Below are 16137 nucleotides of genomic sequence, written 5' to 3' on the forward strand. Positions count from 1 at the left end.
TCGACTCTACAAAGACGTCGCGTCGCGCAGAAAAAAAACGGCGCCGGAATCATCCGGCGCCGTCCTTTCAATTACCTCACCAGTTGTACGACATACTCAGATTGGCCGTCGCTTCGCGGTACCCATGGTCACCACGCATCACGCCGAAGCCGCCCCAAGCACTCAGGCCGGAACGGAAGTCCACACGCGCACCGGCATTCAGCTCGTAGCGGTTGCGCGGCACGCTGGCCTTCAGTGCTTCATCATCAAATGCCATGCCGTTGCTGGCGCCGTCGCGGTACCAGTTGGCCACCACATACGGGCTGACCGATGCACCGGCGGCACTGCGGCCCTCGCCCTGCAGGCGCAGGCCCACGCGGCCGGACAGACCGCTGTCGCCCAAGCTGCGCACCACGGTGCCGTTGGTTTCCTCGTGGCGGTCGGTGTTGGCGTCGGTGTAGACCAGCTGCAGTTCCGGCTGCAGGCTCAGCGCGGTGCTGCCGATCCGGCCGATGCCGATGCGGTAGCCGGCTTCCAGCGAGCTCTGCCAGATATCCGAGTCGTAGCGTTCCTCGGCCAGGCCTTCGCCCTGCACGCGGTTGCGGAACTGGCCGCGCTGCACGCTGGCATCCACATACAGTGCATCAGTACTCCAGTTGCCGTACACGCCCAGCGCGCCGCCGTTGAGCTTGCCGCGTGCGCTGTAGCCGGTCAGCTGCGAACGCGAGGTGGCATCGGACCTGGCCAGCGTGCCCATCACACCCACGCGGCCCTGGCCGTTGTCGAACACGCCGATGTCCGCACCCAGCTGCAGGCGCGAGCGGTCCACGCGCAGGTCCAGCTGGTCTTCCACGGCAGACAGCTTGCTCTGCGCACCGTCCACGCGGGCCCAGCCACGTACGCCATCAACGGCGGAGGTGTTGCCGCCCTGGCGGTCGCGCCAGCCGTGGCGCAGCAGCTGGTCCATCGCAAACTGGTTGGCCAGGTAGGCGCCGGCTTCCGGGCGCAGCACTGGCGTCGGGTCAACCGGATCGACCGGGTCCACCGGATCGACCGGCTTACACTCCGGCAGCGTCGGATCAATCACACACGGATCCGGTGCCCCGGCAAGTTCCGAGCGCAGGTACCAGCCGCCGTTGGTCGCGTCCTTGAACAGGAAGTACTCGTACTGCCCGCCCACTGCACGGCCCTGCAGGTCGAACTGCGCATTGGACGCGCCGCCCACGCGGATCAGCTCGATGCCCTTGTCAGTCTTGGCGCCCGCGCCCCCGGCATTGAGCACCCGCACGTTGGCCTGGCCGTTGGCGTCGCCCTTGATGATCAGCGTGTCGGTGGCCGAGCTGTCGTCACCCAGCTGGGTGTTGAACAGCAGGGTGCCACCGGCGCCGTCGAAGGTATCCACAGTGAGCGTGTTGAAGGTGCTGCCATTGCCGAGTGCCACGGTGCCGGTGTTGCCCAGCGCCAGGTGGCCGACATTGCTGTCGCCGGTCATCAGCCAGGTGCTGTCGCTGTCGATGCTGGCGGAGGAGACGTTGATGAAGCGGCCGTCGATCCGCGCCTTGTTGCGCAGGACGACAATGACGTTGGCGTTGGCAATGCTGGCCGGATCGAGTGCAACGTCACCACGCAGCCGCGAATCATCCACATTGAAGTTCACGTCTGTGCGACGTACGGCGCCCACTTCGCGGCCCACGTACAACACATGGCCATCGCCACCGCCGAGTTGGGCGCCATTGACCACGTTGATGTCATAGGTGCTTTCCGAGCCAGGATACACCTGGATCGCTGCACCTTTGCTGCCGATCACCACAGAATTGTCGATGGTCAGGGCGATGCGCTGTGCGGGGTTCGATTCGGCCCACAACAGGGCGCCCACGTTTTCCCCCCTCACCTGCGAGCCATTGACGATATCCATGCTGCCCGCCATCAGGCGCACGCCCAGGCCGCTGGATCGAACGTTGCCCCCGGGCAGTGCTTCCACGTCGATCATGGTCGAATCGATCAGGGCATAGGCATCCTTTGTCGGCCAACTGGAACTGCCGCTGGAGATATCAACGCCGATCGTCTTCTGGGAACCAGGCGAAACACCGGCAGTGGAAACCAGGATTGAGCTGCCATAGATGCGAGCAGAGGTTGCGCCCGGTTCAAGATGGATGCCGCCAACGAAGCCGGAATCACGTGCGGTCAGTGAGGCCGCTCCCTGCAGCCATACCGCGCGTTCGGCATTGCCCGTGGCGTCGACGGTGCTCTGTTCGAGCACCAGAACCGAGGAATCGTTCGCGGCGAGCGTCTTGGTGCGTGCATTCCTGGCGGTCAGGCTCGAGCCGTTGATCAGCGTCCAGTCTTCGTACGGGGCGGTGCCGTCGATCTCGGCGGTTTGCCCGTCCAGATCGCCGGCCAGGACCGTGGCTGCCGGCAGCATCGCCAAGGCAAGCATCAAGCCGCGCGTGAGCGGGCGCAGTGGCAGGGAATAGGGATGAAGGTTCATGGTCTTGTCCTTAGCGGAGGGAGGCAACGGACACGCCGCGACAACCGGGAACCCCTGTTCAGCGATGCGACGTATACGCCGGCAACATGTGAAATTTTTGTGAACAATGAGGTCGATTGCGAATGCGGGTGCCCTTAACGGCCTGCAGTGTCCCGATCCTCTGGCTCCGTTCCCATGCAATTTGTTGCAAAGCCTGGTTGACCCCGTGAGCGGGTTCAGGTGGCGGACACGGCTGTGACAGACGGTCGCACCCTGGAATGCAACGCATTCGATGGTGAGGGTGCGGGCCCGGCGTCGAGCATGGCCGCCTGTTCCCATTGAGACCTGCCATGCAACAGTTGCCCCTTCATCGCCATACCCTGGCAATTGCCCTCGCTGCCGTTCTGCTGGCAGCTGCGTCTCCCGTCGTTGCACAGCAGGTGGTGGCGGATGGCGATGACCAGACGCCGCCCGCTGGCGAGTACGCCACGACCGAGCCGGTAGAGCCGGGTAATCCGGCTGGCTACGCCTTCCATGCCATCAATGCAGGCACCATCGTTCCCGCAGGTGAGGTCAATCTTCGCACCGAGGGTATGTATGCTGCCGCCGCGCGTGCCGAAGGCACGGGGAGCCGTGTCGAGCTCCAGCAAGGGAGTGTGACCACCACCGGCTATGGTGCTGCAGGTCTCTCCGCCGCCAATGACGGGCTGGTGCAGGCCACCGGTACGCGTATGCAGACCTTTGGCACGGCATCCAATGGCGCCGAGGCAATGGGTGGCCAGCTGGTACTGGATCAGGTTCATATCACCACGCACGCGGCGCTGTCACACGGTGTCTCGGTGAAGGGTGGCAATGCGCATGTGGTGGATAGCGTGATCGAGGTCAATGCCAGCCAATCCAATGGACTGGATGCGGATGCCGGCAGCGTGGTCGCCGAGCGGACCCGCATCGAGATTGGTGGGAGTGGCTACGGTGTCTCGGTCAAGAACGGCGGGGACGTGCACCTGCGCTCGGTCCAGATCAACGGGCGTGGCGCGGGTGCTACGGGGGTATTGGCCGCACTGGGAAGAACGATACTGGAGGATGTGGACATCAACCTCAGCCATGAGCGCTCCGGCGCCGGTTTGATGATTGGTGGTGACGTCGAAATGCGCGGGGGCAGCATCCATGCCGGCGGAACCAATGCCAGTGTGATCAGTTTTGCCACTGGCAGCAGCGGAACGTTGCTGTTGGAGGGTGTTGAGATGTCCGGGCATCACGGCATTCACATGACTGCAGGCACAGAGGTGACGATGCGCAACAGCCGCCTCGAAACCACTTCGGTGGGCATCAACATCAACCAACGCGACGGCGTGGCCAGCGTGCTCGGCTCATCCATCACCACGCGCGATGGTGTTGGCATCCTGATGATGGGCAAGGGTGAGCTGGATGTGGACGGCTCGGAGATCACCGCGGACGGTGAGTTCTGGCAGGCCATCTCGGTGCTGGATGGAACCGCCCGGGTGGCGTCCAGCCGATTGCGCACGCTCGGCCAGAACGGCCACGGCCTGTATGCGGAGGGTTCCGGCGGAAAAAATCCGCAGGTGAGCGCAGGCATGACCGACATCCTGACCGAAGGACATGGCGCCATCGGTGCGATCGCGCGCCTGGGCGGCAGCGTGCATCTGGCCGACAGTGTAGTGCGCACCACGGGTGTCAACTCACACGGTGTGCTGTCTGGCGGCACGGGTGAAATGACGCTGACAAACACCCATGTGCGCACCGAAGGCGTGGGCGCGTGGGCGGCGGTGATCAACGACAACGGACGGATGCGCATCGACGGTGGTTCGCTGGTGAGCGCCCAGAATGGCGGTGTGTGGCTGCGCAGCAGCCGCGATGCGGGCCTGACGCTGTCCAATGGCGCGTTGGTATCGGGCGGCAACGGCATTGCGCTGGCACTGGATGCAGCAGTGGCTGGACGCTTCGACGTGGTGGTGGAAGGCCGCTCGCAGATGGAGGGCGACATCGTCATCACCCCGGAAGATGAGGACGCGGGATTGCCGCCACAGTCGGATGTGCATGTGCGGCTGGCGGAGGGGGCGCTGTGGCAGGGCAGTTCCGACCTGGTGCAGACGATGGCGATCGAGAGCGGCAGCCAATGGACACTGAGCGGTGATGCCACGGTGGGCGAACTGAGCGTACTGAACAGTGGTGTGGCGTTGTCCGACGGCGGTGGCCGCTTCAACACGCTCACCGTGTATGGCGACCTGCACAGCGAGGGCGCGACATTCCTGTTCCAGGGCGCGCTGGCCGGCGATGACAGCGCGATGGACCGCCTGCACGTGCGTGGCGACACCTCCGGCGACGCGCTGATTGCGGTGAAGAACATCGGTGGCGTGGGCGCGCCGACGGTCGATGGCATCCAACTGATCGAGATCGACGGTGCATCACGGGCGAGCTACGCTCTGAGCGGCCGCGCGGTGGGCGGATCGTACGAATACTTCCTGTTCCAGGGCGGCCTGGCGGATCCCGCCGATGGCAACTGGTACCTGCGTTCGCAGTGGTTCGATGTCTGCCAGGACAACCCGGCCGCGCCGGGGTGTGTGGTCGATCCGGATCCGATCGACCCGACGGATCCCATCGATCCGGTCGATCCCACCGATCCGATCCTGCCGCCGCCGGTACTGCGTCCGGAAGCCGGTGCCTATCTGGCCAACCAGTCGGCAGCCATCAACATGTTTTCCCATCGTATGAACGACCGCATCGGTGCCGTTTCGCTGGATGAACGCCGTGCCGCGTGGGCGCGCGTGGGCCGGCAGCAGGCGGACTTCAGTGCGGTTGGTGGCCAGCTGTCGATTGATGGCAACACCTCGGTGCTGCAGATTGGCACTGACCTGATTCGCCGGGGCAATGCAGCGTTCGGCGTGATGTTGGGCACAGGGCGTGCTGACAGCAGCGCAGTGTCCGATCTGACCGGCTACAGCGCCAAGGGTCGGGTGCGTGGCAGTGCCATGGGTGTGTACGGCACCTGGTTGCAGACGACTGACGGCACGCAGGGTGCGTACATGGATGCGAACCTGCAGTACGGCCGTTTCGATAACCGGGTGCAGGGTATCGGCCTGACGCCGGAGCATTACGATTCGCGCATGGTCAGTGCATCGCTGGAGGCCGGCTACACCTTCAACGTGTGGCAGGGCCCCGCCAGCGCGCTGTACGTGCAGCCGCAGGTGCAGCTGAGCCATGTCGATTTCCGCGCCGATCGCCACGTGGAGAGCAATGGCACGGTGATCGACCACGCCGATGCCGGTGGCCTGAGCGGGCGTCTGGGCGTGCGCGTGTTTGGCCATGGCACTGCAGCTGGCAACACGGTGCAGCCGTACCTGGGCGTGAACTGGCTGCGTGGCAGCGGCACCAGCACGTTGCAGTTCAACGGTGACACGCTGGGCGCGGACGTGCCGCGCAACCGCTACGAAGTGCAGGCCGGTGCCGAGCTGAAGCTGGGCCAGCGCTGGGGCGCATGGGGTGGCGTGAGCGTGCAGTACGGTGACTACGGCTACCGCAATGTGGGCGGCCAGCTGGGCCTGCGCATGGCCTGGTAAGTGGGTGTGCAGCGGGGTCGGATCCCATTGCCATGGCAATGGGATCCGACCCGACGGCTGCTGTAGAGCCGAGCCTATGCTCGGCTCACTGCGATCTGGACGAAGGGCAGCCGAGCATGGCTCGGCTCTACAGTGGCTGACAGGCTGCATCGAACCTAAACACATAGCTGGCCTGTCGCGATTGTCCATTGAATGACTGCGGCAGCGGTGGTGATGCTGTCGGACCGTTTTCCGCCCGTTGCCCGCATGTCCCCTCCCGAGCGTTCCCACAATGCCGCCATCGATGGCATGCGTGCATTGGCGGTGCTGGCCGTCGTGGTCTTCCACACCAATGCGACGTGGCTGCCCGGTGGCTTCACCGGTGTGGACCTGTTCTTCGTGGTGTCCGGCTTCGTGATCAGCCAGTCGTTGGCCTCACGCACTCACGCATCGCTGGGCGCGATGCTGCTCGATTTCTACCGGCGTCGCGTCTTGCGCCTGTTGCCGGCGTTGCTGGTGATGCTGATGGCCACCTTCGTGCTGTCGGCGCTGTTCATTCCCCGCGCGTGGCGCAATGAACAGTTCGACCAGACCGGCTGGGCCGCGCTGGTCGGCTTCAGCAACATCGTGCTGGCCGGCCAGCAGGACGACTATTTCTCACCCGGCGCCGAACTCAACCCGTTCCTGCATACGTGGACGTTGGGTGTGGAAGAGCAGTTCTACCTGATCTTCCCGCTGCTGTTCTTCGTGCGGCTGCGCGGGCGTGAGCGCTGGCCGTGGTCGCGCTGGTTGTTGCCGGTGCTCACCGCGTTGTCGCTGGCGTGGGCAGGCTGGCAGGCGCAGGCAGCACCGGCGGCCGCGTTCTATCTGCTGCCGGCGCGCTTCTGGGAGCTGGCCGCGGGCGCGCTGCTCTACCAGTGGATGCATGCGCGTGCGCCGGGCCAGAGCGGTGATGGGGTTGCCGTGGTCGGTCTGTCGCTGCTCGCCGCAGGTGTGGTAATTGCACCTCAGCTGGCGATGCCGGTGCCGGGCGTGCTGGCCACCGTGGCCGGTACCCTGCTGCTGTTGGCGAGCGTATTGGCACCGGGAACATCGCGCATGGCGCGCGCGCTCGGCTGGGCACCGCTGGCCTACCTGGGCCGGCTGTCCTATTCGCTGTACCTGTGGCATTGGCCACTGCTGGTGCTGCTGCGCTGGACGTATGGCCTGCACGGTGCTGCGCTGTGGTTGTATCCAGTGCTGCTGCTGTCAGTGTCGGCCGCGTCCTACCACTTCATCGAGCGTCCTCTGCGCAGTGCGGTGCCACTGCTGCGGCTGGCGCCGGCCAAGGTGCTGGCGATGGCGCTGCCGCTGGTGGCGCTATGTGGTGCAGGCGCCTGGGCCACGGTGGAGTACCACGAGCAGGTCTCGCTGAGCGCCACCCGCGACGGTTACGCATGGCAGGCGCGCCGCTATCCGACGTGGCGCCCGCTGGAACCGGTGAGTGCACCGGCGCTTGAGGGGCGGCGCCTGTTCGTGGCCGGCGACTCACATGCAGCGGCCTATCGCACCATGACCAGCATGGTCGCGCGCCAGACCGGCATGGAGGTGCGCCAGCAGGATCGTGGCGGCTGCAGCTTCGTCAATCTGTTGCGGGCCAGCCCGGCCGACTGCCAGGGCTTCATTGAAGACGCGTTGTCGACCATCGAGCGCGAGGCCCGCCCTGGAGACATCGTGCTGCTGGCGGCGTTGCGCATGCCGGAGCTGCGCGGATTCGACTGGCAGCGACAGGATGCACAGGAAATCTATCGGCAGCTGCTGGCCGAACGCACGCCGGCCCATGCGCAGGCGGCACGCGATGAGGCTGATCGGGTACTGGGGCGGCTGCAGCGGTTAGGTGTGCGCGTGGTTGTGGATGCACCGTTGCCGTTGTTCAAGGCCGGTGCGTACCGCTGCTCTGACTGGTTCAACCACCACAACCCGGCATGCGCGGGAGGCCTGAGCATGTCGCGTGCTGATCTGGAGAGGCTGCGCGCGCCGCAGATGGCGTTGCTGGCCGAGCTGGCAGCACGCTATCCATCGCTGACGGTGTGGGATCCGCTGCCACTGTTGTGCGGGCCGCAGACCTGTTCGGCGGTGGAAGGGGGGGAACCGCTGTTCTTCGACAACGATCATCTGAGCGGACATGGCAACCGCGTGCTGTTGCCCGGCTTCAGGCAGACCCTGATCGGTGTTGCGAGCGACAAGCCTTTGTAGAGCCGAGCCCACGCTCGGCTGCTCTGCGTTCCGCAGGCGGGAAGCCCGCGCGCACTCCTGTAGAGCCGAGCATGGCTCGGCTCTACAGGAGTGCGCGCGGTCTATGCCGGCGGCAGCACCTTGCCCGGGTTGAGAATGCCATCCGGGTCCAGCGCGGCCTTGATCGCACGCATCGTCGCCAGCGTTTCCGGGGTGAACGCCTGTGCCATGAAATCGCGCTTGGCCAGGCCAATGCCGTGTTCGCCGGACAGCGTGCCACCCAGTGCCAAGGTCAGCTCGAAGATCTTCGGCAGTGCGGCATGCGCGCGCGCGTTCTCTTCGGCATCGTCCGGGTGATAGAGGATGTTGACGTGCAGGTTGCCGTTGCCGGCATGACCGAAGGTGACGATGGCCAGCGTGTAGTCGCGTGCCAATGCCTGCACGCCAGCCACCAGCTCTGGAATGCGCGACACCGGCACCACCACGTCTTCATTGATCTTGCCGGGCGCGACGGTGCGCAGTGCCGGCGACAGTGCCTTGCGCGCGGCCCACAGCTGGTCGCGTGCACGGCCTTCCATCGCTACGTCCAGTTCGATCATGCCGTCGCCTTCAGCGGCGCTGGCCAGTGCCTGCAGCAGATAGGGCAGGGTGTCGTGGTCACCATCGGCTTCCACCAGCAGCATCGCACCGGCCTCCGGCACGTCCGCGCCGTTGAGACGCAGCAGCTCAAGGCTGCGCGCGTCCATGAATTCCAGGCGCGTGGGTACCACCGGCTGCGACATCAGGCGTGACACCGCGGCGGCGGCCGCATCGGCATCGCGGTACAGCACACGCAGGCCGGCCTGGCTGACCGGCAACGGGGTGAGCTTCAAGGTGGCTTCCACGATCAGTGCCAGCGTGCCTTCGCTGCCCACCAGCAGGTGGGTGAGGTCGTAGCCGGTGGAATCCTTGGTGTAGGCGCCACCGCAGCGGATCACCTCGCCGGTGCCGGTAACGGCCACCAGGCCCAGTACGTTGTCGCGGCTGGTGCCGTACTTCACCGCGCGCGGGCCGCCGGCGTTGCAGGCCAGGTTGCCACCCACGCTGCAGATCTCGGCACTGGACGGGTCCGGTGCCCAGAACAGGCCGTGCGGCGCCAGCGCCTGCTGCAGGGCGCCATTGAGCACGCCCGGCTGCACCACCGCGCAGCGGTCACCCGCGCGGATTTCCACGATGCGGTCCATGCGGGTGAACGACAGCACGATACTGCCGGGCAGCGGCACCGCCGCGCCGGTGGTGCCAGTGCCAGCGCCGCGCGCGACCAGCCCCACGCCATGGGCGCGGCAGGCACGCACCAGCGCCTGCACCTGTTCGATGTCGGCTGGTAGCGCCACCGCCGCCGGGCGTTGACGGCGCCACGAGTTGTCCTGCGCGTTGGACTCCAGCGCGTTGTCATCCATGCGCCAGCCCTCCGTGCCCAGCAGGGCGGACAGTTCGGCAACCAGGGCAGCAGGCAGGGCAGGACTCATGACGGATCTCGCGGGACAGCAGGGGCGGGTTGAATCAGTTTCCACGCAACAACGGCGCCAGCCAGCGGCAGCCACACCCAGCGCAGTTCGGACATCAGGGTGGCCAGGCCGCGCGCGCTGAAGAACTGTGGGGCGAAGGGTGAAACGCGGATCGGTCGCCACGGCGCGAAGAAGCGGTGTTCGCTCCAAGGCCAGACGAGGGCAACGCCAAGGCCACCGGAGGTCATCGCATCCAGCAGTGGGTGGCTGGCAGCGCAGACGAAGACGAATACCGCCGCCTGCATGGTAGATGCCACCGTTGGCCCTGCCTTGGCAGGTGCCAACCTTGGTTGGCACGAAACCGCCGACCAGGGTCGGCGACTACCGGGGCTGTGTGGTGCCGACCAAGGTCGGCCGCTACCAAAGAATGCCAACACCGCCGCCAACGCCGCCAGCACGCCGGCAAACAGCAGTGAATGGCTGGCACCCCGATGGCCGAACGCATCGGCGTAGGGAATGTGCAGCGCGAAGGCCAGTACATCGGCATCGGGCAGCATCGCTGCGATCACACCCGCAGCCAGCAGGCGCGGCGGGATGCGGCCACGATCAGCGGCGCACCACAGCGCCAACGGCACAGCGGCATGGGTGATGATCGAAGGCATCAGTCACACACCACGGTGGTGCCGACCAGGCTGCGCTCTGGTAGGTGCCAACCTTGGTTGGCACAGAAGCGCTGACCAAGGTCGGCTTCTACCAAGGCGGACGGTACACATCAGCAGTCATCCAGCCGGAACGCATCACGCAGCCACCGCAGCTGCGGCGGCTCGCCCGTGGCGTCAACCACATCAAAACGGCAGGGCGCATTGGCCAGCGCGGGATTGTCCTGCAGGTACAGCTGCGCGGCGTGCGCCAGGCGTCGGCATTTGCGCGCATCCACCGAAGCGGCGCCGCCGCCGAAATCCGATCGCGCCCGATAGCGCACTTCCACGAACACCACGGTGCCGGCATCGTCCATCACCAGATCCAGTTCACCGCCGCGATAGCGCACGTTGCGCGCGCGCGGCTGCAGTCCGGCCTGCTGCAGATGCTGCTCGGCGGCGGCTTCCACCGCCGAGCCCCGTTGGCTGCGCTCAGCGACCACCGGCGATCGGCATCGGCCGGCCGCCATTGAAGGTGGACCATGCCGGCTGGCGCAGGATGTTGCCGTTGCTGTCCAGGAACAGGGTGCCGGTGGCGCCGTCCAGGCCGCCCTCGTTGGACAGCTTGTCCAGGTAGGCGGTGATCTTCCAGGCGTCGGCGCCGAAGGCGAACAGGCGGCCGGCCGCACCGCGTGCGCTGGGCAGCGTGCTGGCCACCTGGCTGGCCGAGGGCAGGCCGGACACGCTGCGCACGTTCCAGGCTTCGTTCGGGTAGACGATGCCGTCCAGCGCCACGTCTTCTTCCACCTTGCCGCTACCGACGGTCAGCTGCGAGGTGCCGACGCGGGTGGCGCCGCCGGCACCGGCCAGCGCCAACTGCGGCGCCAGCAGGCGGGCCTGCGGGGCGCGCACGGCGAGGAACACGGCATCGACCTGGCCGGCATTGCGCACCTGCGCGCCGATATCGCCAACCGCGTCGCTGACGCCGACGGTGGCCACCACCTGGCCGCCGCGCTGGGCAAAGCGCTGGGCGAAGGCCGCGGCGGCACGGCGGCCGGTGTCGTCGGCGCTGTTGATCACCAGCGCCTTGCCGCGCTCGCGGCCACGCAGGTATTCGGCGGCGACGATACCGTCGTCTTCCGGTGCCAGCGAGAAGCCGGCGCTGCCGGCCGGCGGTGCGTCCTTGCCGCGGTTCAGCGCCAGCACCGGCACCTGCAGCTGCTGGCGGCCGTACACGGCGTCCACTTCGTCGCGGCCCAGCGGTCCGACCACGAAGTCGGCACCGGAGGCGACGGCCTTGTCGTAGGCGGCGAGGGCACCAGCCGGGGTGCCGGCGGTGTCGAAGAAGTTGATGTCCGGGCGGCGGCGGCTTTCACCGTAGTAGGCGCTCAGCAGGCCATCGCGCACCGGCTGCGCGGCGGTGGCCAGGCGGCCGCTGAGCGGCAGCAGCACCGCCAGCTTGGCCGGCGGACGGTAGCCGTCGCTCATCGCCGGCGGGCGCTTGCTGGTGTCGAACTGTGCGGCGCCATCGCGGTCGAACGGGCGCGGCAGCGGCAGGCCACGCGCGATCAGCGCACGGCCGGCGAAGTTGTACAGCGGGTCGTTGGCCGGCAGTGCGGCAGCCCGGTTGCGCAGGGTGGCATCGTCGAGGGTGCCGAGCAGGCCGGCGATGGCCGCCTGGTTCTCGTTGCGCGCGCTGCCGGTCAGGCTGGCATGGGCGCGGGCACGTTCGGTGGCGGCGCCGAACGCATCGCCGGTGCCCTGCAGCGCGTTGGCACGGGCCACGTACCAGCGTGTGCGCAGCGCGGGGAAGACGTTGTCGCCCTGTTCCTTCAGCAGAGCCAGGGCCTGCGCCGGCTGCTTGTCGGCCAGGGCCAGCTCGGCAGCGGTCAGCTGGTAGCGCTGCAGGCTGGCGCCGGACAGCTGGCGTGCGGTGAGCTGGCCGAGCAGGCTGCGCGCGCGGGCGCTGTCACCGGCGAGGTGCCAGGCCCAGGCGGCATCGGCCAGGGTGTTGCTGCGGGCACCACCTTTCAGGGTTGCTGCCAGCGCTTCCAGTTGCAGGGCGGCGTCGCGCGGTTTGCCTTGTTCGATCAGCGCCAGCGCCTGGCTCTGGGCCGGCGATTCGGGCGCGCTGGTCAGGCTGGTGGTGGCGCAGCCGGCCAGCAGCATCAACGACAGCGACAGGGCGGAGATCCGTGCGGCGGGCTTGTTCATGATCGGGTCCATGCGATGAGGGCAGCGGCCTTGGCCGGGTACACGCTACGATTCTACCCTTGCCCCGTGAGTACCGCTGAAATGAGTGTGCCAACCCTGTACGTCGTCGCCACCCCGATCGGCAACCTGGCCGATCTGAGCCCGCGCGCGCAGGAGGTGCTGCGCTCGGTTGCGGCCATCTGTGCCGAAGACACCCGCCGCAGTGGCCAGCTGCTGTCCCATTTCGGCATCCAGCAGCCATTGGTGGCCCTGCACGAACACAATGAAGAGGCCCTGGCCCAGCGCCTGGTGTCGCGCCTGCAGGCCGGCGAATCGCTGGCGCTGGTCAGCGATGCTGGCACCCCGCTGGTCAGTGACCCCGGTTTCCGTCTGGTGCGTGCCGCGCGCGCGGCCGGCATCAAGGTCAGCCCGATCCCCGGCGCCTGTGCCGCCATCGCCGCGCTGAGCGTGGCCGGCCTGCCCAGTGACCGCTTCAGCTTCGAGGGTTTCCTGCCGGCCAAGGCCAGCGGCCGCCGCGACCGTCTGCAGGCGCTGGCCGGTGAAGTGCGCACGATGGTGTTCTACGAATCCTCGCACCGCATCACCGAGTCGCTGGCTGACATGGCGGCGATCTTCGGCGGCGAGCGCCCGGCGGTGCTGGCGCGTGAGCTGACCAAGCTGTTCGAGACCGTGCTCGATGGTGACCTGGCCGGCCTGCTGGCGAAGGTGGAAGCTGACGAGAACCAGCGCAAGGGCGAGTTCGTGGTGATGGTGCAGGGCGCCGGCGACGATGAGGAAGCGCAGCTGGCGCATGGCCGCCGCGTCTACGCCAAGCTGAGCGAGCATCTGCCGCCGTCGACCGCCGCCAAGCTGGCTGCCGAGCTGACCGGCGCACCGCGCAAGGCGTTGTACGGGAGCTGATGGATCGTGCGGACCAAGGTCCGCACCCACCAGAGCAACGGAATCGGTAGATTCACGCCATGCGTGGATGGATGAACCCGACGCCGCGATCAGCACGGCAGGAAGGGCGTGCGTAGGCTAGAATGCGCGCTGGCGGAGCCGGCCAGACAGTCGCGTCATCCCTTCGGGGGTGCCGAGGAAAGTCCGGGCTCCATAGGGCAAGGTGCCAGGTAACGCCTGGGCGGCGCAAGCCGACGGAAAGTGCAACAGAAAGATACCGCCTACGTCTTCTTCGGAAGGCCGGTAAGGGTGAAATGGTGCGGTAAGAGCGCACCGCGAGTCTGGCAACAGACCGGCACGGCAAACCCCACCTGGAGCAAGACCAAATAGGGATCCTTTGGCGCGGCCCGCGTTGGATCCGGGTAGGTTGCTTGAGCGTTGCGGTGACGTAACGCCTAGAGGAATGACTGTCCACGACAGAACCCGGCTTATCGGCCGGCTCCGCCTCTTTCTTACGGTAAGCCGAGCATGGCTCGGCTCTACAGTAGAGCCGAGCCATGCTCGGCTGCTCTCCGTTCAGATGCTCGGGATGTTGTTCAACCCGGCGTACGGTACTGCCCGGCCGAAATGAACTGCGAGAAGCGCTCGCACCACACCACCACCGTGGTGTAGTCGTCCACGTTGACGTCATCGGGTACATCGACCAGGAAGCGGTTGAAGGTCTTGACCTCGCCGATGCGCCGGGCCTGTGCCTTGATCTTCAGGAAGTCGGCCTTGTTGTCGACGAAATCGCGGACCAGGTAGACCTTGTAGTCCGGTCCCGGTCCCATCTTGCCGTCGAAGGCCACCTGGCGCGCGCTGACGCTGACCTTGCCTTCGGCCCAGTGCACCGCGTCGCTGCCCTTGAGGTCACGGCGGAACGTGGTGTGGTAGGTGGCGTCGCTCATGGCAGCCTGCACCTGTGCCGCCGGCGGATCATCAGGAGCGATCAGGATCGGCAGGAAGTACACGCCCAGGCCGAAGCCGAGGCCGAGGGTGAGCAGGTGGGTGGCGACAAGTACGAGAACACGGCGCATCGATGACTTCCTGTGGATCGGTGAGGCGCGCGGCAGGACCGCGCCAGATCATCGTGTGGCGTGCGTGCAGACATTTATAGACACAGAAAACAGGTACAGGGTCAGAAATCGACCTGGCTCTGGCCCAGGGCGACGCCCTGCGGGCCAAAGCGGCGCTCGTGGATCTCGCCGTGGCCGTCGGCGTCGATCAGCAGCACGGTGCTGGCGCGGGTGCCGTAGTCATCGCCGCGGATGAAGGCCGGGCTCAGCCAGCGCTCGCGTTCCAGGCCGATGCCGGTGTCGGGCAGGTCGCTGTCGGCGGGGCGATGTTCGTCGGCCAGGGCGGCCCAGAGCGGGGTCAGGTCCTCATCGCCGGCCTGCAGCCACGCCGACAGCGCATCCATCAGCCGTCGGGTCTTCGGCCAGGGCGCGTCCAGCGCACCGTTGGACATGCCATGCACGCCCGGGCCCAGGCTCTGCCGCTCGGCGGGGTGGTTGCCCAGGAACTCCAGGCTGTGGCCGTCCGCCAGCAACAGGTTGAATGGCGCGTAGGCGCCGGCCACCGTGGCCAGTCGGTCGATATGCACGGCGGCCGGGTCGCGGCCGCGCAGGAAGTCGGCCACCAGTGCGCCCCGGGAAGGACCGGTCTGGGCGGCCAGCGGATCGCGGACATTGGTGACCACCGCCATGCGGCCGCCGGCACCGACGCCGGCCCAGCCGCCGCCAGAGCGCAGGTCGCGGCCCCCGATGACGGAGGTCTCATCCTGCCAGGGGGCCAGCGCCGCCGTCGGGCGGGCGTGGAACTCATCACGGTTGCCGGTCATCACCAGCCGCCAGCGCGGGTGGTGCATCCAGCCAAGAGCGAGCAGGCACATGGCCTCATTGTGCACGGTTTGCGCAGTCTGGCGCCGCTTCCGGCCCGTTTTGGATGAATGCGCGGCCGATGTTTCACGCGCTGTCCACAGCCCTGAACTTCCGTTCAATCTCAAAAATTGAGACGGATCAGCAACTTGTGGATAAGCCTTGAACAATTCTCTAAAGGTTGTTGCAAGCCATTGATGTGGCTGGCGATTTCCCCGCTGAAAAGTTGTTGACAACCCTTCGGCCGCTGCTAAGGTGGGCATCAGAGGGAAATCCGGGTGTTTTGTGGGTTTTCGTGGTTCAATGTTTCACCGGGCGAAGGATAGGTGCACGCGTCGTGTTCCAGGGCGAGACGGCCATCACAGTTGACGATAAAGGGCGCATGGCGGTTCCCACCGCTTACCGCGACCTCGTCGCGCGCGCCAGCAACAACCGTCTCGTGCTGACCTACAACCCGTTCGAAGCCGGCTGCCTGTGGCTGTACGCAGAGTCGGAATGGGAGCGGGTCCGCGACGACGTCATGTCCAAGCCCAACACCCAGCGCGTCGTGCGCCTGTTGCAGCAGAAGCTGGTCGGCTCGGCCGCCCATCTGGAGCTGGACGGCAACGGTCGCATCAGCATCCCCGCCAGCCACCGCGGTGCGGTGGGCATTGAGAAGAAGGCGGTATTGCTCGGTATGGGCGACAAGTTCGAATTGTGGAGCGAGCAGGCGCATCGGGCCCTGATCCAGCAGACGTTGTCTGACGAGGATCTGGGTGATGGGTTGCTCGACCTGAAGTTGTGAGC

Annotated in this window: 11 protein-coding genes and 1 other RNA gene; 5 read left to right on the forward strand and 7 right to left on the reverse strand. The window is 66.7% G+C overall.

All coding sequences use genetic code 11. From position 1 onward, the window contains the following. Positions 1–76: 76 nt before the first annotated feature. On the reverse strand, positions 77–2467 hold the full coding sequence (locus HLA98_RS09905) for an autotransporter family protein (RefSeq protein WP_057500332.1): 2391 nt from the start codon (positions 2465–2467) through the stop codon (positions 77–79). A gap of 329 nt (positions 2468–2796) precedes the next feature. On the opposite strand from HLA98_RS09905, the gene HLA98_RS09910 reads away from it, so the two are divergent. After that, positions 2797–6024 carry an autotransporter family protein gene (locus HLA98_RS09910; protein WP_057500333.1) on the forward strand — a complete coding sequence of 1076 codons (3228 nt, stop codon included), beginning with the start codon at positions 2797–2799 and terminating at the stop codon, positions 6022–6024. Between the two features lie 192 nt (positions 6025–6216). Beyond that, the gene (locus HLA98_RS09915) at positions 6217–8238 is read left to right on the forward strand and encodes an acyltransferase family protein (protein ID WP_057501023.1); all 2022 of its coding nucleotides are present in this window, start codon (positions 6217–6219) and stop codon (positions 8236–8238) included. A gap of 101 nt (positions 8239–8339) precedes the next feature. Here HLA98_RS09915 and HLA98_RS09920 read toward each other — a convergent pair whose 3' ends face one another. The 4 genes from HLA98_RS09920 to HLA98_RS09935 all read right to left on the reverse strand — a co-directional run bounded on the left by HLA98_RS09920 (position 8340) and on the right by HLA98_RS09935 (position 12556). After that, the gene (locus tag HLA98_RS09920) at positions 8340–9725 is read right to left on the reverse strand and encodes an FAD-binding oxidoreductase (RefSeq protein ID WP_057501024.1); all 1386 of its coding nucleotides are present in this window, start codon (positions 9723–9725) and stop codon (positions 8340–8342) included. Then, positions 9722–10366, reverse strand: a complete 645-nt coding sequence (locus tag HLA98_RS09925; protein ID WP_057501025.1) for a metal-dependent hydrolase — start codon at positions 10364–10366, stop codon at positions 9722–9724. Before HLA98_RS09925 ends, HLA98_RS09920 begins: the two co-directional genes overlap by 4 nt. Positions 10367–10476: 110 nt before the next feature. Continuing rightward, on the reverse strand, positions 10477–10845 hold the full coding sequence (locus HLA98_RS09930) for a YraN family protein (protein WP_170272468.1): 369 nt from the start codon (positions 10843–10845) through the stop codon (positions 10477–10479). Continuing rightward, positions 10835–12556 carry a penicillin-binding protein activator gene (locus HLA98_RS09935; RefSeq protein WP_057501027.1) on the reverse strand — a complete coding sequence of 574 codons (1722 nt, stop codon included), beginning with the start codon at positions 12554–12556 and terminating at the stop codon, positions 10835–10837. The genes HLA98_RS09930 and HLA98_RS09935 overlap by 11 nt, the downstream gene beginning before the upstream one ends. Before the next feature lie 81 nt (positions 12557–12637). On the opposite strand from HLA98_RS09935, the gene rsmI reads away from it, so the two are divergent. Continuing rightward, complete coding sequence (rsmI, locus tag HLA98_RS09940) at positions 12638–13456, forward strand: 16S rRNA (cytidine(1402)-2'-O)-methyltransferase (protein WP_057501028.1); 819 nt, start codon at positions 12638–12640, stop codon at positions 13454–13456. A gap of 134 nt (positions 13457–13590) precedes the next feature. Then, positions 13591–13942: RNase P RNA component class A (gene rnpB / locus HLA98_RS09945), an RNA gene on the forward strand. A gap of 89 nt (positions 13943–14031) precedes the next feature. On the opposite strand, the gene HLA98_RS09950 is transcribed toward rnpB, so the two are convergent. Together HLA98_RS09950 and HLA98_RS09955 are read right to left on the reverse strand one after the other, a co-directional pair. Further along, the gene (locus HLA98_RS09950) at positions 14032–14511 is read right to left on the reverse strand and encodes a DM13 domain-containing protein (protein ID WP_057501029.1); all 480 of its coding nucleotides are present in this window, start codon (positions 14509–14511) and stop codon (positions 14032–14034) included. A 101-nt stretch (positions 14512–14612) separates the two neighbouring features. Beyond that, entirely contained in the window at positions 14613–15365 is a 753-nt protein-coding gene (locus HLA98_RS09955) for an NRDE family protein (RefSeq protein WP_057501030.1), read from the reverse strand. 323 nt (positions 15366–15688) lie between these two features. On the opposite strand from HLA98_RS09955, the gene mraZ reads away from it, so the two are divergent. Then, entirely contained in the window at positions 15689–16135 is a 447-nt protein-coding gene (mraZ, locus tag HLA98_RS09960) for a division/cell wall cluster transcriptional repressor MraZ (RefSeq protein WP_004143635.1), read from the forward strand. The last annotated feature ends 2 nt before the right edge of the window (positions 16136–16137 follow it).

Origin of the sequence: Stenotrophomonas africana (assembly GCF_013004645.1) — a bacterium.
Lineage (GTDB): Bacteria > Pseudomonadota > Gammaproteobacteria > Xanthomonadales > Xanthomonadaceae > Stenotrophomonas > Stenotrophomonas africana.

What these genes read in the sequence shown, in the direction of transcription:
- HLA98_RS09905 (WP_057500332.1), bottom strand. Translation starts at nt 2,467, where the DNA reads ATGAACCTTCATCCCTATTCCCTGCCACTGCGCCCGCTCACGCGCGGC.
- HLA98_RS09910 (WP_057500333.1), top strand. Translation starts at nt 2,797, where the DNA reads ATGCAACAGTTGCCCCTTCATCGCCATACCCTGGCAATTGCCCTCGCT.
- HLA98_RS09915 (WP_057501023.1), top strand. Translation starts at nt 6,217, where the DNA reads ATGACTGCGGCAGCGGTGGTGATGCTGTCGGACCGTTTTCCGCCCGTT.
- HLA98_RS09920 (WP_057501024.1), bottom strand. Translation starts at nt 9,725, where the DNA reads ATGAGTCCTGCCCTGCCTGCTGCCCTGGTTGCCGAACTGTCCGCCCTG.
- HLA98_RS09925 (WP_057501025.1), bottom strand. Translation starts at nt 10,366, where the DNA reads ATGCCTTCGATCATCACCCATGCCGCTGTGCCGTTGGCGCTGTGGTGC.
- HLA98_RS09935 (WP_057501027.1), bottom strand. Translation starts at nt 12,556, where the DNA reads ATGAACAAGCCCGCCGCACGGATCTCCGCCCTGTCGCTGTCGTTGATG.
- rsmI (WP_057501028.1), top strand. Translation starts at nt 12,638, where the DNA reads ATGAGTGTGCCAACCCTGTACGTCGTCGCCACCCCGATCGGCAACCTG.
- HLA98_RS09950 (WP_057501029.1), bottom strand. Translation starts at nt 14,511, where the DNA reads ATGCGCCGTGTTCTCGTACTTGTCGCCACCCACCTGCTCACCCTCGGC.
- HLA98_RS09955 (WP_057501030.1), bottom strand. Translation starts at nt 15,365, where the DNA reads ATGTGCCTGCTCGCTCTTGGCTGGATGCACCACCCGCGCTGGCGGCTG.